We start from the raw sequence: 14,521 nt of genomic DNA, 5'->3' as shown, positions 1-14,521 counted from the left end.
GGCACCCCGGCTGTCGAGCGGACTCGTAGGCTCGGCGGATGATCGCTCGACGCACTCCCATTATCCTGCTCGCCCTCGGTGCATCGGCCGTCATGCTGTCCGGATGCGCCTCCGGCGGTGACGCGGACTTCTGCGGCCCGCTCTTCGACGACACCCAGACGGCGGCGACGGCCTTCTCGCCGCTGATCGCGGGGATGAACACGGAGGGCGACGTCCAGGCCCGCCTCGCACTCGTCGAGGAGCTCGAGCCGCCGACGCCTGAGCTCGCCGACGACCTGAAGGCGTGGGAGGGGTATCTGACGGTCGCCGTCGACGCGATCGGCGACGATCCGACGGCCCTCATGACCGCCTACGACGACGACGTCAAGGCGTCGGGCGAGGCGCTGTTCGAGTACTACACCGGCACCTGCCTGCAGTAGGCCGGCTGAGCCGGATCAGATCGCGGATCACGCTTCCGCGGGTGCCGTGCCAGGACGCTTCGGCCAGCGGATCTCCGCGCCGGGGATCTCGTGCGTGGTGAGGTACTTGGCGATGTACGGGCACAGCGGCACGATCGCCTCGCCGGATGCCGTGGCATCGGTGAGCGCTCGTTCGGCCAGGAGGCCGGCGAGTCCCTGGCCCTGGAACGCGGGATCGATCTCGGTGTGCACGAAGCGGATGGCACCGGGGCGCAGGTCGAACTCGGCGAAGCCCGCGAGCGTCTCGCCGGAGCGGATCTCGTAGCGGGAGGCGGCGTCGTCGCGGGTGACGGTGATGTCGGTCATCGGGGCTCCTTCGGGCGTCTGCCACCAACCTACGCCCGTGGAGACGGCGCGGGGTCGACGCGAAGCAGCCGACGTCGGCGGGGGTCGTTACGCTGGAGGAATGCCGCAGACCCCCCGTGACCCGTACGAGGATCTGCCGTACGCGGACGAACCGTGGGACGAGGGAGGGTGGGAGCCCTCCGAGCCGCCGGAGCCGATGGATTGGGAACCGCAGGGCGCCGGTTACGAGCCGCCGCTCGACTGGGGCCAGGGCCCCGTGACGCCGGTCACCACCGCTGCCGGTCGGTCTGCCACCGTCGGTCGCAGCACCGTCGGTCGTACTGCACCGACGGCGCCGTCATCCACGCCCGCCGTCAGGCGAGCAGCCCCGAGTCGGTATCCGACCGCGGCCGAGGCGCTGCACACGGTCTTCGGGTACGACGAGTTCCGCGGTGACCAGGCCGCGATCGTCGAGCACGTCATCGGCGGCGGCGATGCGGTCGTGCTGATGCCCACCGGCGGCGGCAAGAGCGTGACGTACCAGGTCCCGGCACTCGTGCGCGAGGGGACCGGTCTCGTGATCAGCCCGCTGATCGCTCTCATGCACGACCAGGTCGACGCGCTGCGTGCGAACGGCGTGAACGCGGCATATCTGAATTCGACGCAGGCGATCGACGAGCGCCGCGAGGTCGAGCGCGCGTATGTCGCCGGCGAGCTCGACCTCATCTACGTCGCCCCGGAGCGTCTCTCCTCGCCCCAGACGACCGCGCTGCTGCAGCGCGGGACGCTCAGCGTCATCGCGATCGACGAGGCGCACTGCGTGTCGCAGTGGGGCCACGACTTCCGGCCCGACTACCTCGCCCTGGGCGATCTCGGCGAGCGGTTCCCCGGCGTCCCGCGCATGGCGCTCACGGCGACGGCGACGCGCGCGACCCACCAGGAGCTGACCGAGCGGCTGCGCCTCGACGGCACCGACGGACGGGCGAGGGCCGAGCACTACGTCGCGAGTTTCGACCGGCCCAACATCCAGTACCGGATCGTGCCCAAGGTCGACCCGCGCAAGCAGCTGGTCTCCTTCATCCGCGCGCAGCCGGAGGGGTCGGTGGGCATCGTCTACGCCCTGAGTCGCAAGTCCGTCGAGCAGACCGCGACGTATCTGGCCGCCCAGGGTTTCGACGCCCTGCCGTACCACGCGGGCCTGCCCGCCGAGGTGCGAGCGGCCAACCAGTCGCGGTTCCTGCGCGAAGACGGCGTCGTGATGGTCGCCACGATCGCCTTCGGCATGGGCATCGACAAGCCGGACGTGCGCTTCGTCGCGCACATCGACCTTCCCAAGTCCGTCGAGGGCTACTACCAGGAGACCGGTCGCGCGGGCCGTGACGGCGAGCCGTCGATCGCCTGGATGGCGTACGGCCTGGGTGACGTGGTGCAGCAGCGCCGCATGATCGACCAGAGTCCCGGCGATCGCACGTTCAAGATGCGGATGGGCCAGCACCTCGATGCGATGCTCGCGCTGTGCGAGACTGTCGAGTGCCGCCGGCAGAACCTCCTCGGCTACTTCGGTCAGGAGTCGCAGCCGTGCGGCAACTGCGACACCTGCCTCGAGGAGACGGCGACGTTCGACGGGCTGGTCCCCGCGCAGAAGCTCCTCTCGACGATCGTGCGCCTCAAGCGGGAGCGCAATCAGTCGTTCGGCGCAGGTCATCTGATCGACATCCTGCGCGGAGCCTCGACCGAGCGCATCCGGCAGCAGGGTCACGAGAAGCTCGCGACGTACGGCATCGGCGCCGACCTGTCGGATCAGGACTGGCGCAGCGTCGTCCGGCAGCTCCTCGCACGGGGCATCCTCGCCGCCCAGGGCGACTACGGCACCCTCGCTCCCGGCGAGCAGGCTGCCGGGGTGCTCAAGGGCGAGACGCCGGTGCCCCTGCGCAAGGACACGATCGGGCGCCCCGCATCCACTCCTCGAGCCCGCAAGGCGAGTGCGGCGGATGCTCTGGATCAGGCCGACCGTGGACTGTTCGAGGCGCTGCGCGCCTGGCGCGCCGAAACCGCTCGCGAGCAGGGGGTGCCCGCGTACATCGTCTTCGGAGATGCCACCTTGCGCGCACTCGCCGAGCATCGCCCCGCGTCGCTGGCCGACCTCGACGGCATCACCGGCATCGGCGCCAAGAAGCGCGACGCCTACGGCGAGGGAGTGCTCGCGGTCATCGCCGCAGCCTGAGCAGCAGCTCCGCGGCGCTCCACGCGCTCGGCGCCGCGGGGTTCAACGCCGGGGGAGCACGTCGTCCAGATGGGCGCGCAGGAGTGCCGCGACGTCGACCGCTTCCCGGTCGTACAGCCACTGGTACTGCAGACCGTCCCAGAGCGCGACCAGCCAGATCGCCTCGTGCTCCGGGTCGCGGTGCGCGGGCAGGTCGCCGTCGCTCTGCGCGAGACGGAAGAGCTCGGTGAAGTAGTCGACCGCCTCGGCGAACCGCGTCGCGAAGTACTCGTGCGCCGGATGCGCAGCGGGCACTGCCTCGCACGACAGCACGGCGTACACCTCGATCAGCCCCGGCTCGTCGAGCGCGCTCACTCTGGCGCCATCGGGGATGCCGCGCAGCGCGTCGCCGGCCCGCTCGGCCAGCACGACCTCGGTGCGCGCCCTGATCGCCCGGTCGCGCTCGGACAGGACCGCGCTCAGCAGCAGCTCCTTCGACGGGTAGTGGTGCAGCAGCGTGGATTTGGAGACGCCGACGGCCTCCGCGATGTCCCGCAGGCTCGTGTCCCCGTATCCGTCCTTCGAGAAGAGTCGCGTCGCGTCCGTGAGGATCTGCGTGCGCCGTCGACGGCCCACCTCATACCCCGCCTCCGGGTCGGCATCCTGGTCGCCGCCGAAGAGTGGAGGCAGCGGGCCGGCGGCGACGTCGGAGGGGTTGGGCTCGTCGGCCTCCCGCCACCCGTAGGGCAGTGCCCAGAGCGCCTCGCGCTCCTCGAGCATCTGGACGACGTCGACGCGATCCGGCAGATATTGCGAGATCAGCTGCAGGCCGTCCCAGCCCGCCATGTGGCGGGTGGTCTCATCGGCGACATCACGGTCGGCGTCGACGGTGCCGTGCAGCGCCGCGTCTTCCAGCACCTCGGAACTGAGCTCCCGCAACCGGGCATAGCGCTCCCGCATCCGCTCGTGCGCGGGATGCTCGGGCGCGGAGGCCTCGCCGGTCAATGCGGCGAACAGCTCGAGGTAGCCCGGGGTGCGGGCGTTGCGTCTGGCGACCTCGGCGAAGATCAGCTCACCCGAACCGGATGCGGCGGCGATCAGGTCGAAGGCCCGCTCGTTCTCGGCCTCGAACCCGGCGACGACCTCGGCGAGCAGGTCGTCCTTCGAGGCGAAGTGCCCGAGGAGTCCGGGGTGGCTGACCGATGCGGCCGTCGCGATGTCGCGGAGAGACGTCGCACGATAGCCGTCGGAGACGAACAGGTCGCGGGCGGCATCGACGATCCGCTGCCTCGTCGCCGCAGCGCGGGTCCGCCGTGAGCCCGCCGTGGTCACCGTCGTCATCGCTGCCCCCTTCCCCTCTCATTCTCTCTCATTACCGATCGGTAGACATTCACTTACCAAGCGGTCGATATTCCGGTATTGTCATCCTCACGCCCGTCGCAGACGACCGGCGCACCTTGCCCGAAAGGATTCCCCCGTGACAGAGCTGTCATCGGCCGCCGCTGCGGCTGCCGTCGGTACCACCGGCTTCAAAGCGCCCGGCACCACCCCGTTGAGGACGCCCCGCGGTTACACGCCCGGCCTTGCCGCCGTGAACTTCGGCGTCTACCTCGCGCTGCTCACCCCGGTGATGGTGTCGATGGCGTTCAAGATCCAGCGCCTCGACCCCACCAACACCGAGGCCAGCCTCGGGCTCGTGATGGGGGTCGGAGCGGCATTCGCGCTCGTCGCCAACCCGCTCGTCGGTCGTCTCTCCGACCGCACGACATCGCGCTGGGGCATGCGCCGCCCGTGGATCCTCGGCGGGGCCATCGTCGGCCTCGGCGGCTTCGTGATCATCGGTGCCGCGACCTCCGTGCTCGTCGTGCTGCTGGCCTGGTGCCTCGTGCAGGCAGCCATGAACGCGGTGCTCGCCGCCGCCAATGCGACGCTGCCCGACCAGGTGCCGGTGACCAGCCGCGGCAAGGTCTCCGGTGTCGTCGGCATCACGACCCCGATCGGCATCCTCGCCGGCAGCTTCATCGTCAACTTCCTGCCCGGCGACTTCGAGCGGTTCGTGGTCCCGGGCGTGATCGCGCTGATCCTCGTGATCGTCTTCGTGCTGACGCTCAAGGATCGGCGCCTCACCGAGAAGCCCGCGACCCGCTTCACGGTGGGCACCTTCTTCGGATCCTTCGTCTTCAACCCCCGCAAGCACCCCGACTTCGGCTGGACGTGGCTGACGAAGTTCTTCGTGATGTTCGGCTACGCCGGGATCGCCACCTTCCTGCCGCTGTATCTCGTGACGCGGTTCGAGCTCGACGAGCAGGGCGCTGTCGGCACGATCCTCGTCGCCAACCTCGCCTCGATGGCGGCGATGGCGATCTCCGCTCCGCTCGGCGGATTCCTCTCCGACCGGATCGGCAAGCGTCGGCCGTTCGTCGCGATCGCCGGACTCATCATGGTCGTCGGTCTCGTGATCCTCGCGGTGGCGCCGAGCATCCCGATCGTGATCGTCGCGCAGGCGATCATCGGACTCGGCGCCGGCTCCTTCCTCTCCGTCGACCTGGCGCTCGCGACCGAGGTGCTGCCGAACCCGGACGATGTGGCGAAGGACCTCGGCGTGCTGAACATCGCCAACGCCCTGCCGCAGTCGATCGCCCCCGCGATCGCACCGGGCATCATCGCGCTGGGGGCGGCCACGCCGCTCGGCGGATACACCACCTGGTACCTCTTCGGCGCCCTCGTCGCGCTCGCCGGCGCCGTGCTCGTCTACCGCATCAAGGGAGTCAAGTGACCATGACCGACGTGACGACTGCACGCCCCTGGCTCGACGCGAGCCTTCCGGTGGACGACCGCGTCCAGCTCCTCCTCGACGAGATGACCGTCGAGGAGAAGGCCGGGCTCTTCTTCCACACCATGATCGCGATCGGCGACCTCGACGAGGCCAACCCGATCTTCGGTACCCCGAGTGCCCGGGAGTTCATCGACGTCAAGCAGATGACGCACTTCAACCTGCTGGGGGCAGCGCCCACAGGGCGTGAGATCGCGGCCTGGCAGAACGAACTCCAGCGTCTCGCGGCCTCCACGCGTCTCGGGATCCCGGTGACTTTGTCGACCGATCCTCGGCACTCGTTCAGCGAGAACCCGGGAGCGTCGATCCTCGCCGGCCCGTTCTCGCAGTGGCCCGAGACGCTGGGCCTTGCGGCCACTCGCGACCCCGAGCTCGTCGAGCGCTTCGCCGATATAGCTCGACAGGAATACACCGCAGTGGGGCTTCGCGTCGCCCTGCATCCGCAGGTCGACCTCGCCTCCGAACCGCGCTGGGCCCGACAGACGGCCACCTTCGGGGAGGATGCCGAACTGGCGGGTATTCTCGGAGCGGCATACATCCGCGGCTTCCAGGGAGCCTCCTTCGGCCAGGGCTCGGTCTCGACAATGACGAAGCACTTCCCCGGCGGAGGTCCGCAGAAGGACGGCGAGGATCCGCACTTCCCGTACGGCCGGGAGCAGGTCTACCCGGGCGGCGCCTTCGAGCTGCACCTGAAGCCGTTCCAGGATGCTCTGGCCGCGGGCACCCGCCAGATGATGCCGTACTACGGCATGCCCGTCGGCACCGAGTACGAGGAGGTCGGCTTCGGCTTCAACAGGTCGGTCATCACCGGGCTCCTCCGAGAGCGATTCGGCTTCGACGGCCTGGTCTGCACCGACTGGGGGCTGATCAACGACGCCGAGATCTTCGGGCAGCCGTTCCCCGCCCGCGCCTGGGGGGTCGAGCACCTCTCGCCCCGGGAGCGGATGATCAAGGTGCTCGACGCCGGCGCCGACCAGTTCGGGGGTGAGGACTGCCCCGAGCTGCTGGTCGAACTCGTCGCGGACGGCTCGATCTCCGAGCACCGCCTCGACGTCTCGGCGCGGCGCATCCTTCGGGAGAAGTTCGAGCTCGGCCTCTTCGAGAATCCGTTCGTCGACGAGGACGCCGCCGACGAGATCGTCGGGCGAGCCGACTTCCGCGCAGCGGGGGAGGCGGCGCAGCGCGCCTCCATCACGGTGCTCACGAACACGGGCGCCCTGCCGTTCACGGTCGGCCTCAAGCTCTACGTCGAGGGCATCGACCCCGAGGTCGCGACGTCATACGGCGAGGTCGTGGAGGATCCTCGCGACGCGGACCTCGCCGTCATCCGCCTCCAGGCGCCGTTCGAGCAGCGCGACACCACCTTCGAGAACTTCTTCCACGCGGGATCGCTCGACTTCGCGGACGAGGTCGTCGATCACGTCCGCGAGCTCGCAGCGGTGGTGCCGACGGTGGTGGACGTGCTGGCCGACCGCCCGCCGATCCTGCAGCCGATCACGGACCTCGCCTCGGCGGTCACAGTGAACTGGGGAGTGTCCGGAGCGGCGCTGCTCGATGTGCTGAGTGGCGTCGTCAGCGCCGAGGGGCGGCTCCCGTTCGACCTCCCGAGGTCGATGCGAGCCGTCGTGGACTCCCGCCCCGATGTGCCGTTCGACACCGAGGACCCGCTCTTCCGCTTCGGGCACGGGCTCTCGCTGTAACCCTCTCCGACGACTTCGATCTCGGTCCCTCGAACCGCCCCGCAGGATCGCTCCTGCGGGGCGGTTCTGCGTGCCGACGGCGTGTGCTTTCGTCCTGCCGATGCGGTCATCGCCCCACGTCCTGTCGGCAGGCCGCGTATCCTCGCGGCTATTTGTCTCATCGTGTGACAGATCCTGAAAGATCTCTGGACGATTGCTGGACTTAACCTGCACGTCCCGGCAATACTGTCTGCACATGCGCTCGGTCGACTCGTGTCGACGCCTGGGGAGGGCCTTGTGACGCGGAACATCTGCATCACGGGAGAGGCGAATGGAATTTCTGAGGGGGAAGACTCTGCGGCGACGCCGAGTCATCGGAGGAGGGCTCGCGGGCGGCACCGCCGCAGCGGTCATCCTCGCCAGTGCACTGGTGCCGACAGCGGCGAACGCGCTCGATGCCGCAGAGCCGACCGATCCGTCGGTCGCGCAGGGGCAGATCATCCAACTGCCGGCCGATCTGCTCGGCGGGCTCGACATCGCGGCACTCGGGCACACGCTCACCAGCAATCCCGCAGCGGCAGGCCCCGAGCTCGGCGGCCTCGACCTCGACCTGCTCGAGGCGCTCAACATCGACGTCGGAACCCTGAACATCGCACTGCTGACCGACGGCACCACGCCGGGACTCCTGCAGCTCGGTGACCTGGGCGCCGCGCAGAGCTTCAGCTCCTCACCCACTCAGACGCAGTCGATCGCGTCCTCCGGCACGATCACCTCGGGCGGCGCCATCGACGCCGGAGCGATCGACGGGAGCGTGAACCCCGGCACTCTCGAGCTCACGGACCTCTTCGACCAGCTGGCTGTCGCCGGCCTCACCGACGCGGTCCTCGACGAGGCCTCCGTGGGCATCGGCGCGCTCGCCTCTCGCGCCGAGTCGACGACGGACACCGTCTCGTCCGAATACCGCATCGCGGACCTCGGTCTCGACCTGCACAGCAACCTGGTCGGCGGTCTGTCGACGACGCTCGCCTCGGCGATCCAGGGCACGGTCACCCCGGTCAGCGATCTCGCCGGCCCCGGTGGCGCGCTCACCGGGCTCGTCACCACTCTCGTCGACACGATCAACGCGATCCCCGATGTGCCGCTCGTCGCGGCCTTCGAAGCGACCGGCGGCACGGTCGCCATCGCCGGCCTCGACACCGTCGGCCAGACGGTCGCCGACGAGGTGCTGCTCGAGCCGCTCGAGAACACCACCGGCTCGGTCCTCGTCGACCTGAGCGACGGCACCATCACGGTCGACCTCGCCCAGATCCTCGTCGAGACCGGAGCGGGCGCGGACCTCAACTCGATGCCGGCGAACACGGCCGTGCTCTCCGCCACCACGATCGCCGCCATCCAACAGGGCATCACCTCCGCGCTGACCGGCACGCACCCCGAGAGCCTCAACGGCAAGGTCTCCTCGATCCTCGAGACCACGCTCGACTCACTCGTCGCGACGCTCACGATCGGCGTCGACCTCACCAACCCGCTCACGGGGATCGACCTCGTCTCGGGTGACGTGACCGTGGTCGGGTCGCTCGCGCAGTTCGCGGGCACCGCCACCCCGGCACCGGTGGTCGACACCGACATCTCGCTCGCCGGACTCAACATCGGCGCGCTGCTCAACCCGGTGGTCGGCGCCGTCACGACGGCGATCGCCGGAACGACGGGTCCCCTCGTCGGAACGGCGCTCACGAGCGTCATCCCGCTCGTGCAGCCGGCTCTCGCCGCGCTCACCGGTCCGGTGCTGTCGACCCTCGACCCGGTGCTGCAGGGAGTGCTCTCGGGAGTCGCGACCATCACGATCAACGAGCAGTCGACCCCGGGCGACATCCCCGGTGACAGCTTCACGGTCCGTGCGCTCGGAATCGACCTGCTTCCCGCGGTCGGCGGCGGGGTGGAGCTCGATCTCGCCTCGTCCACCGTGAAGTCGGCGGTGGCGGCCGTGGCGGCGATCGACGCGGCAGACACCGTGCAGGCGGGAACGAACCTTCCCGTCACCGGCTCCGGCTGGCCGGCGAACACCGACATCTCGGTCGGCCTGACCGCTCCCGGCGGAGGGATCGCGAACGACCCCGTCACGGTCACGACCGACGGGTCGGGTGCATTCACCCTCAGCTACTTCATCCCCGTGGCGACTCCGGCAGGCGCCGGGTACACGGTGACGGCGACGGACGGCACGAGCACGGCCACCGACACGACCGAGGTCACGGCGGCTCCCGTCGCGACCGTCGACGCGGCGGCGACCGTCCAGGCCGGCACCGACCTCGCGGTCTCCGGCACGGATTGGCCGGCGAACACCGAGATCTCCGTCCAGCTGACCGCACCGGGGGGCGCGGACGTGGGCGGTCCTGAGACGGTGACGACCGACGGCTCGGGCGGCTTCACGCTGGCCTACCCGGTCCCGGCATCCGCCGAGCCGGGTACCGGGTACACGGTGACGGCGACAGCCGGAGCGATCACCGACACCGACACGACCGAGGTGACGGCCGCTGCGGCCGTCGACGCGGCCGACACGGTGCAGGCGGGTACCGATCTTCCGATCACGGGCACCGGGTGGCCGGCGAACACCGAGGTGTCGGTGCAGCTGACCGCTCCCGGCGGCGCGGCGGTCGGCGGTCCTGAGACGGTGACGACCGACGGCTCCGGCGGATTCACGCTGGACTACCCGGTCCCCGCTTCGGCCGAGCCGGGCGCGGGCTACACCGTCACGGCGACGGTGGGAGGCCAGACCGCCACCGACACGACCGAGGTGACGGCCGCCGCGACCATCGACGCGGCAGCCACCGTCGAAGCCGGCACCGACCTCGCCGTCACCGGCGCGAACTGGCCGGCGAACACCGAGATCACCGTGCAGCTGACGGCGCCGGGAGGCGCGAACATCGGCGGACCCGAGACGGTCACGACCGGTGGGCTCGGCGGATTCACGCTCGACTACCCGGTCCCGGCCGGCACCCCGGCAGGGACGGGCTACACCGTCACGGCGACCGTGGGAACGCAGACGGCGACGGACACGACGGAGGTGACTGCGGCGCCCGTCGTCGTGGATGCCGCAGCGCAGGTCCCGGCCGGAAGCAACCTGGCCGTCACCGGTTCCGGCTGGCCCGTGAGCTCCTCGGTGTCGCTGCAGCTGACCGCCCCGGGTGGCGGGGCAGATGTCGGCGGCCCGGTGACCGCGACCACGGACGAGTTCGGCGCGTTCACGGCCAACTACCCGGTGCCGTCGGGGACCACCCCCGGAACGGGGTACACGCTGACCGCGACCTCGGGTGCGTTCACCGACACGGACACCACCGAGGTGACCGCCGGCGATCCGGGCGACGTCAACACGAACGCGGCGGCCTCGGCATCCGCTTCTGCAGACGCGACGGCAGACGGCGACCCGTCGGCACAGGCGGCAGCGGAGGCGGCGGCGCTCGCCGACGCGACCTCTGCGGCCTCGGCGGCGGCCACGGCCGACGCCACCTCGGCGGCGGAATCCGCAGCGACGACCGATGCGTCGGCCGCGGCGACGACCGATGTCACCTCGACGGCCAACGCCTCGGCGGCGGTCGCGGCGCAGGCGGCAGCACAGGCCGACGCCTCGGATGACGTGAACGCCGACGCGTCGACGGCGGCGGAGTCCAACTCCGCAGCCTCCTCCGAGTCGGCGGCCACCACGGATTCGTCGACGGATGCGTCGTCCGAAGCCTCGGCCAACACGAACGCGGCGGCCTCGGCATCCGCATCGGCCAACGCCGACGCCACCACCGCGGCGATCGCAGAGGCATCCGCGCAGGCGGCGGCCTTCGCCGACGCGACCGCGGAAGGATCGGCAGCAGCCGACCCGGCAGCGGAGGCGGCAGCGGAATCGGCGGCCACGGCGACCTCGTCGACGGCGGCCACGGCCGATGCCACGTCGGAGGCGAACGCCGGCGCGGCGATCGCGGCACAGGCCGCGGCACTCGCCGATGCGACGACGGACACCGCGGCCGAGTCCTCGGCGACGTCGGACGCCTCGACGAGCGCGGCATCGAACGCGAGTGCGGCGGCCATCGCCGACGCCTCGACCGATGCCTCCGCTGATGCCGTCGCCGCGGCGGACGCCTCGGCGGAGGTCAACACCAACGCCTCCGCCTCGGCGGCGGCATCGGCGCAGGCCGACGACGACAGCAACGCCTCGGTGGAGGCTGCGGCAGTCGCGGCGGCACTGGCGGATGCGACCAGCACGGCGTCGGCGGCAGCAGATGTCTCGGCGGACGCCGCGGCCTCGGCCGCAGCCACGGATGACGCGTCGACGGATGCCTCGACCACGGCCACGACGGATGCGAACGCCTCCTCCGCGGCCGCAGCACAGGCGGCCGCTCAGAACGATGCGACCTCCACCAGTGCGGCGGACACCTCGGCCTCGGCCGATGCCGACCCGAACGCCTCGGCGGCTGCGGCGGCCAACGCGTCGTCGTCGGCGACCGCATCCGCCTCCGCTGCGGCCGATGCGTCGGCGGAGGCCACGGCAGAGGCGTCGGCGGAAGCGGATGCGGCGGCCGACCCGAGCGGGGACATCGCGATCACCATCAAGGTGCCCGTGCTCGAGCGCGGCGAGCGCCAGACCGCAGTCGGCACCGGGTTCCTGCCCGGTGAGTCCGTCAGCGGGGTGATGTCGTCCGAGCCGATCGCGCTCGGCACGCAGGTCGCCGATGAGGACGGCACGGTGACCTTCACCTGGACGATTCCCGCTGACACCGATCTCGGAACCCACACCGTGACGCTGACCGGAGTGACGTCCGGCAGCGTGGCGGCCACGTTCCAGGTCGTCGCCACAGGACTCGCCACGACCGGTGGTGACGTCCAGACCGGATGGCTCGCGCTGGCGGCGCTGCTGCTGACGCTGGGTCTCGGGGTCACGAGGTTCGCGAGGTCGCGACGCCCGATGGTCCAGACGGAGTAGATGGCAGTGCAGGTGCGCTGAGAGGTCGGGGCCGCCACAGCGGCGGCCCCGGCCGACGGCCGCGAGAGGGATGTGGATGGGCACGATGAGCAGGACCTCGCCGAACCAGGAGCACGCAGACGCCGCCGATGCGGCGGTCGCTGTGCGGCCCCGACCGACCTGGTGGGTGAAGCTCATCGCCTTCGCCGCCTGTCTGCTCACGCTCTGGCACGTGGGGGCATCCTTCCTGTGGATCGCTCCGTACTCGGCGTTGCGTGAGATCCCCACCCAGCAGGTGCTCGCGAGCTACATGCTTCCGATGTTCGGTCAGTCGTGGAGCGTCTTCGCGCCGGAGCCGATCAACGGCGACTACCACTTCAACGTCCGTGCCGTCATCGAGAAGGACGGCGAGGAGATCGAGACCGGCTGGGTCAGCGCGACCGACGTCGAGCTGTCGATGATCAGGTACAACCTGTTCCCGCCCCGCGCCGGCATCCAGTCCAGCGAGGTGGCGAGCGGTCAGATGAACGCATACAACAAGCTGAACGCCGACCAGAAGGCGGTCGTCGGGCTGGACTTCGACGAGGGCGAGTGGGAGGACTGGATGGTCCGCTCCTTCGACGAGCTCGAGGGGGACAATCCGTCGACCGAGGCGTACATGGCCGAGGAGCACCTCTCCACGGCGTACGCCACGCAGGTCGCGTATGCGATCTGGGGAGCGGATGCCGTGGTCAAGGTGCAGTACCGGGTCAGTCGGCAGAACGTGGTGCCGTACGCCGACCGCAACGATCCGAGCGCGCAGCGCCCCGATCCCACCTTCTCGACGACGGGGTGGCGCCTCCCTATAGAAGAGGAAGGGCAGAGCCGCGAGAACTTCGCGGACACCTTCCGCGCGCAGTTCGAGAGGATCCAGCCGTGAGCGCGCCCACCAGGACGGTGCCCCGGAAGCCCGCTCGCACCGCTCCGGCCTCCGCTCCCGACACTCCGGTGACGACCCCGGACTCTCCGTCCGCCCCGGCATCCGCCCCCGCGACAGCACCCGGGCGGGCCACCCCGCCGCGCTCGTTCGTGACCAGGCTGCTGAGCTTCGTGTCGGCGATGATCGCCGGCCTGTGGGCGATGGTGCTCTCGGCCATCGACCGGATCTCGGCGTTCGTGGGCGACTGGCTGTTCAACGGCAAGAAGGCGCTCTACGGCTTGGCCGTGACGCGCATCCTCTTCGGGGTCACGGCGATCGGACTCCTGGCGTCGAACTTCAGCACACGTCTGTACGCGTTCGGCTCCGGTTCGGCCTGGAACGGCGAACTCGCCGAGCCCGTCAGCGACTTCCCGAAGATCTGGCTGTTCAGCGCCTTCCACGCGGCGATGGGCAATGACGTCCTCTATACGGCGCTCTACCTGCTCCTCGGCATCCTCACCGTGCTCTTCGTGCTCGGCTGGCGCTTCCGCATCGTCCTCCCCGTCTTCTTCTGCCTGTGGGTCGGCTTCATCGAGGCCAACGACATGGTGGGAGACCAGGGCGACAACATGTTCCGCATCGCCCTGCTGCTGCTCCTCTTCGCCGACCCCGCTGCACGCTGGTCGCTCGATGCCCGGCGACGGGCCAAGAACGGGGAGTGGTTCGCTCCCGACAGCCAGCCCGCGCTGCTGGGCACCATGTTCCACAACCTCGCACTGGTCGCGCTGACGGCGCAGGTCTGCTTCGTCTACGCCTCCGGCGCGCTGTACAAGGCGGGAGGCGATCCCTGGAAAGAGGGGTACGCCGTCTACAACCCGCTGCAGACCGCCCGCTTCGGGACGTGGCCGGTGCTCAGCGACCTCGTGACGGCGTGGGGTCCGATGGTCGTCGCGGCGACCTGGGGATCCATCATCCTGCAGGTGGCCTTCCCGCTCATGCTCCTCACGCGCCCGACCCGGCTGCTCGGTCTCGTCGGCATCCTCTCGTTCCACATCGGCATCGGTGTCCTCATGGGCCTGCCCTGGTTCTCTCTGACCATGATCGCGATCGACTCGATCTTCATCCGCGACCGGACCTGGGCGCGGCTGAGCGCGGGGACGAAGCGTCGGTGGGAGCAGGCCAAGACGGACTCGCCGACGCCCGTACCGGCCGAGACCTGACCG

9 protein-coding genes are annotated in these 14,521 nt (G+C 70.2%); 7 read left to right on the top strand and 2 right to left on the bottom strand.

Annotated features, from left to right (window positions below; genetic code table 11):
* The first annotated feature begins 38 nt into the window (after positions 1–38).
* Positions 39–419, top strand: a complete 381-nt coding sequence (locus tag ACESK8_RS00520) for a hypothetical protein (RefSeq protein WP_372966829.1) — start codon at positions 39–41, stop codon at positions 417–419.
* A gap of 27 nt (positions 420–446) precedes the next feature.
* Here the strand turns inward: ACESK8_RS00520 and ACESK8_RS00515 are convergent, their stop codons facing one another.
* The gene (locus ACESK8_RS00515) at positions 447–764 is read right to left on the bottom strand and encodes a GNAT family N-acetyltransferase (protein ID WP_372966828.1); all 318 of its coding nucleotides are present in this window, start codon (positions 762–764) and stop codon (positions 447–449) included.
* Between the two features lie 100 nt (positions 765–864).
* On the opposite strand from ACESK8_RS00515, the gene recQ reads away from it, so the two are divergent.
* Positions 865–2,967 (top strand): DNA helicase RecQ, encoded by a 2,103-nt coding sequence (gene recQ, locus ACESK8_RS00510; protein ID WP_372966827.1) that lies wholly within the window; start codon positions 865–867, stop codon positions 2,965–2,967.
* 42 nt (positions 2,968–3,009) lie between these two features.
* Here recQ and ACESK8_RS00505 read toward each other — a convergent pair whose 3' ends face one another.
* Positions 3,010–4,287 (bottom strand): TetR/AcrR family transcriptional regulator, encoded by a 1,278-nt coding sequence (locus ACESK8_RS00505; protein WP_372966826.1) that lies wholly within the window; start codon positions 4,285–4,287, stop codon positions 3,010–3,012.
* 136 nt (positions 4,288–4,423) lie between these two features.
* Between ACESK8_RS00505 and ACESK8_RS00500 the strand changes: the two genes are divergently transcribed.
* The 5 genes from ACESK8_RS00500 to ACESK8_RS00480 all read left to right on the top strand — a co-directional run bounded on the left by ACESK8_RS00500 (position 4,424) and on the right by ACESK8_RS00480 (position 14,518).
* Positions 4,424–5,722: an MFS transporter gene (locus ACESK8_RS00500; protein ID WP_372966825.1), complete on the top strand. Its 1,299-nt coding sequence runs from the start codon at positions 4,424–4,426 to the stop codon at positions 5,720–5,722.
* A 2-nt stretch (positions 5,723–5,724) separates the two neighbouring features.
* Positions 5,725–7,479, top strand: coding sequence for a glycoside hydrolase family 3 protein (locus ACESK8_RS00495; protein WP_372966824.1), 1,755 nt, complete (start codon positions 5,725–5,727; stop codon positions 7,477–7,479).
* 310 nt (positions 7,480–7,789) lie between these two features.
* Positions 7,790–12,421 carry a choice-of-anchor G family protein gene (locus ACESK8_RS00490; RefSeq protein ID WP_372966823.1) on the top strand — a complete coding sequence of 1,544 codons (4,632 nt, stop codon included), beginning with the start codon at positions 7,790–7,792 and terminating at the stop codon, positions 12,419–12,421.
* 85 nt (positions 12,422–12,506) lie between these two features.
* Positions 12,507–13,319: a DUF5819 family protein gene (locus ACESK8_RS00485; protein WP_372966822.1), complete on the top strand. Its 813-nt coding sequence runs from the start codon at positions 12,507–12,509 to the stop codon at positions 13,317–13,319.
* Positions 13,316–14,518, top strand: coding sequence for an HTTM domain-containing protein (locus ACESK8_RS00480; RefSeq protein ID WP_372966821.1), 1,203 nt, complete (start codon positions 13,316–13,318; stop codon positions 14,516–14,518). Before ACESK8_RS00485 ends, ACESK8_RS00480 begins: the two co-directional genes overlap by 4 nt.
* Positions 14,519–14,521 lie beyond the last annotated feature (3 nt).

The sequence above is a fragment of the Microbacterium sp. genome (assembly GCF_041641055.1).
GTDB lineage: Bacteria > Actinomycetota > Actinomycetes > Actinomycetales > Microbacteriaceae > Microbacterium.
This window is presented reverse-complemented; position numbering and strand designations above follow the sequence as displayed.